Genomic DNA, 4,762 nt, shown 5'->3' on the forward strand with positions numbered 1-4,762 from the left:
TGCTATATCTTCACAATATCGCTGCAAAAACAAGCTTGTAAGTGGCATTTTGCTGAGGTTCTTCTCAATCATCGCGCTTGATGAAAGCTTTGATAGAAACCATCGCCTAGATAGCCGGGGGCAATCTAAACTAGGCTCATGCACATTGAGGATTTTGAGTAACTGGCGGCAAGTTGCACGGTCTTTCTGTGGCCAATTGACCCGCTGATTTTCTCTAACACTGCTCTGGTGGTTCTGCCTGTTAAACTCCAGAAGCCAACGACGATCATGACGGTACAGCCAAGCATATAACGCCTGATGAGATAAACGGGCCTGCTTCACCCCATTGCTTTCCAGCAACAACTGCCATCTGGTTCGATACTCTGCCGATTGGCAGATTTTTCCGTCCTGTGGGCAGGAATGGAAAGCATAAATGCCAGTTGGAATGCTCTGCACCTCTCCCAGCACAGTATCCATATCCCAAGACTCAGGCAACAAGCTATCCAGTACAACGATATGTTCCAGATAGCTGAAAGATTTTCGATGCTTGCGAAAGATAGCCTGCAACCAATTACCCGAATCGTTATTAAGCGCCAATCCATGCTGATCCAACCAATTAGCCGGCCAACGAGCCATGACAAGCTCATAGATAGTTTCATATTTTACATACCTCCCCTTGGCTCCCCCCACCAAATTAGCGAGCTGATGATAAAAAGCACTCCATTGCGAAAACGAGGGCGAAGTATCGGGTTGCCGCTGCAACAAAGTCGTGACTTGACGAGTAATCCGCATGACACAAGCATCCGCTACAGGCTGGGGCAGTAGGGGACAAACTAACGGGGAGGCGGCAACAAACTGATGGCGATGGTAAGCATGGCGTTCAATATTGGCCTCAAGTAACCCACCATGCACCAGACAACTATCAGCCCCCATCACCTGCCATTGCCGTTGCCAGTAGTATTCGCCATGGCCGCTGCGCTGATTTTGCAAACATTGCGGACAGTAGCGCAGGGCACGAGACTGTTTAATTCGGGATGCAGCTACCCCCAGGATCAGATGAATGGCACCTTGAGAATCCCCAGCCATCTGCTCAAGACAGTGACGCCTGCGCTCTTCAGTGGTAAATGGGGCATACAGAGGAAATAGGGTGTGCAGATAAGCCAAACGAGTGACATCGCGCCCCATACTCTCCGGTAATAATTGGACTAGAGGAGCCAGATGATTGGGCAGATCAACCGTTGCAATGACATGCCGGTTTGCAAAAACCTCATCCAGCAACTGCTTGGGGCTGGTTAACCCTAGGTGTATTCCGGCTCTGGCCACCAAGCTGTAAATCAGCTCATCAGGATAAGGAACCGGAAAGTTCAGCATGGCTAACCCATCCTTCTCAACCAATCATCTACATCGAAGGTGAGCCCCGCTTTCTTGAATGCAGGGTAGAGGAAATTGCCCTTGCCACACTGGGAAAATTTGAAACGCAGGTCATCAGAGTGCAGCGTGTGCCACTCCTTCTGCCCAGTGCCAGCAAGTTTGGGCTTAGTCTTTTTTTCTGGCTTCTCATCCGGGTTGTACCACTCAAGAACAATGGGCATCAACTCTCTGACGGACAGATTGGGATAGGAGCTAAAAGCACGTTCAATCAACGGCACAATCAGTTCTGAATGGCAGTCCATCCCCACAAGCAGGTTATGCAAGCGGATGGCCTGATCATTGCCATGATAACGATTCTGATGTGAATCCTGAGAAGCTTTTGCCTCATCAATCTTGGCACTCAGCACCAGGATCTTTTTGTCTATGTCCGGGATGCTCAGATCCGAATATCTGGCGATTAACTCAGGGTCTCTGGAGCGTAACGCTGCCAGCATGGCATGAACTGGCTTGAGCTCATCCTCGTAAACCTGTCGCAACAACTGAGGGGTGATCCGTTCAATACGGGTGGCAATGGCTCGTAGCTGGGCAAGAACAAAGAGTTTTACCACTATGTCCAACACCCCTTGGGACAGATCAAACCAGCAATCCCGTACCTCATCGGACAAGCTTTCCTCTCGTCGTTGCAGCCATTGGTACTGCCAAAGCTTATCGGTAAAGGCCATCCACTCTGTAGGTTTGAGCTGGTTGGTTTCCGGATCCACAGTGGGCTTGGTTGCCTGCATCGGCTCCCAGAGCAATGACCCAAAACCGGCTCCGCGCCTTGCCGATCTCAAATCCATTTCAAAGATAGGTCTCGCCTTGGGGGTGCCAACCATGACAACAGGCAAGCCGATCACATTCACCAACGTCACGAAGAAGTTGAGCATCTTCTCCACCCCGCCGGAGCGGCTCATGCTCAGATGCTGCATCTCATCAATAACCAGCACCCCAATTGCATGCACATTGGCAATTTGGCTCATCAAGGCCATCAGTGTCTCAACGCTATGGCGCTTGAGAGCATACTTGCGTTCATAGTCGGTATGCAGCACCGCATCGATAGCCCTGAAGAAGTGATGACACAGGCTTTTCAGTGAACCATCATGGGGGCAATCCAGCTTCAGGTAGACGATCTGGGTAAAGTTGTATTGCTCGTGGTAGATGACCTGAGGGTAGGTTGCCAATATCCGGTTGATAGTGCTGCTTTTTCCAGAACCAGAGCACCCGATCAGAGACAGGCTGCGAGCGGTCGATTTAACCTGCTCGAACCGAAAAGCATCCAGCTCGCCAGACATGACCCGCTCATAACCATTTTGCAGATGTGCATTCAAAGAACCATCACTCAGATTCCGTCCGACATATCCCTGCCGGAGCATGATGGATAATTTTGACTCTAACTGTAAATGGCGGCTTATCGGTTGAAAAAAGTCATCCAGCAACTGGGATATCACATGAACACGCCAAGGGCCGTCAACATAGATATCCTTTAGATCAAACTTGATGGAACCGCTTAACCCCTGCTTTATCTGCTGTGTGGTCATGATAGGTGGCAACGCCTCTATCAGCGGATTACCACGGTACTGTTCTATGCCTGGGTCGTTGTAGACGGCCTTGGCCATATTGGCTGGTAATACCATCTAGTCGTCCTTGAAGAGTTCGTCGATATAATCCGGATACTTATAGTCATCCGTACCTGGAGAAAGAGGTATCACAGTTGCAGGCACAGTTGATGGCTCGGATGTTGTGACAGGCTCAACGCGTTTTCTCTCTTCGTCCTTCGCCTTGGCTCGATTACCCCTGATAGCGGCAATACGCTGACGATCTGACGCTTCCGATGAACCTTCAGCTTTAACCTGGGCTTTCGCTTGCTTAATTTTTGAGTCAATCAGCTCATCAACTCTTCGCTTTTCACGATCAGCAACCAGCTTACCCTCTGCCACAACAACCTTCTGTTGCTTGGTTATCAACCATACATCCCAGAAAGAACAACCTCGGAACTCTCGGGAGCGCTCGGTCAACCCACAGACCCAATATTCCGCACTGTTTTTTCGAGGAAGCAAATAAACCATATCAGCAACAGACGGGTCATAGGCAACCTCTACTGATTCAGGCCTGGAGACATCATTACCCCTATGCAACCACCCCATTTTCAGAATTTCTTGGCAGGTGTAATACACACCAAAGACGCGGAGCCCCAGAGGAGAGATAGTCGCCTGAGTTCTCGGCAGCAAACTGACCCTGAGAGCGTCCTCAGGAACCATCCGTAACCGCCCTGACCTATGCTGCAATCCCCAGTTCCATAGTGATAATGGCGTCATCGGCAAATCGGCAGGCATATCGATATCTCGATCATAGGTTTCCAACACATGGTATCGGTTGTGAAACAAGATGGCCGACAGAATGATGGATGTGAACTCATGGATATTCAGCATCGCATCCAACCGGTAATCCTTTCCTCCCCGTTTCTTTATGGTGGTGCCAGACACAACTCCGGGAGCAAAAGGCTTAAATACCGCCTGTATGGTTCTGAAAAAACGCTCGACTATGCCTTTGCAATCACCTCTAAAAGGAGGGGTATTCTCAATCCGAGTAGAGAAGCTTTTTTCCAGAGATTCGATCTGACAACCCAGCAATTCTCCCCGATCAGCCAATATGGCATCAGGGATACCTGCAACCGGCCAGTCAGATTCATCAATCTCTATACCAAACTGTTGGCAAAACTTGATCTTGTCAGTCATGGCCATAGACAGAGTCTGCATTGCTGCCACATAGGAGGGATTCTCAAAACCGATGTAAAAACCGGCTACCATGCGGCTAAACACATCAATGACCATATAGACAATCGGGCGACCAACTATGTTTTGTCGATCACTATCAGAAACCAGATAGATATCAGCTATCGTTGCATCAATCTCATATCGGGACCCTGGACCGAGAGCTTGCGTGTTCGCTGTTGCCAGTAACGGCCTGACATCCTTGTTGTAATCTATCTTGCTGATTCTTTTCTTCAGTTTTTCAACCTGAGAGTATTCCCTCTTGAAGAAGTGTTTCATCTGCCAAATAGTAGGAAACTCCGATTCAGGAACACCAGGGTTATAGTTTTGATACATCCCTTTGAAACGATTGTGAGTTTCAACGAACGATTTACCATTGTTGAGCAGATAGTGTTTTTCTATAGCAGTACGAAAAAGTCGTTCTATATGCTCATCAACGATGACTCCGGCACCCGCCACCATCACTCTGGGACGACCAAGTTTTCCACCTTTTGATACCCTCTTCTTGCCCCTCGCGCCTGAGTTTTTATAATCAGGTAAAAGAGCATTCGGCGTCTGCCCCCGTTGCCAATAACGTCGGATGAGCCGATAAAGATTTTTTT

The 4,762-nt window shown here is 49.0% G+C and carries 3 protein-coding genes; all 3 read right to left on the reverse strand.

What is annotated here, in order from left to right:
• A partial coding sequence (locus DBR30_RS07725) for a TnsD family Tn7-like transposition protein (RefSeq protein ID WP_108588280.1) occupies positions 1-1,350 on the reverse strand: 1,350 nt, incomplete at its 3' end.
• 2 nt (positions 1,351-1,352) lie between these two features.
• Complete coding sequence (locus DBR30_RS07730; protein WP_108540583.1) at positions 1,353-3,023, reverse strand: AAA family ATPase; 1,671 nt, start codon at positions 3,021-3,023, stop codon at positions 1,353-1,355.
• A partial coding sequence (locus DBR30_RS07735) for a Mu transposase C-terminal domain-containing protein (protein WP_108588281.1) occupies positions 3,024-4,762 on the reverse strand: 1,739 nt, incomplete at its 5' end.

The organism is Aeromonas sp. HMWF017 (assembly GCF_003061465.1).
In the GTDB taxonomy this organism is placed as follows: domain Bacteria; phylum Pseudomonadota; class Gammaproteobacteria; order Enterobacterales; family Aeromonadaceae; genus Aeromonas; species Aeromonas veronii.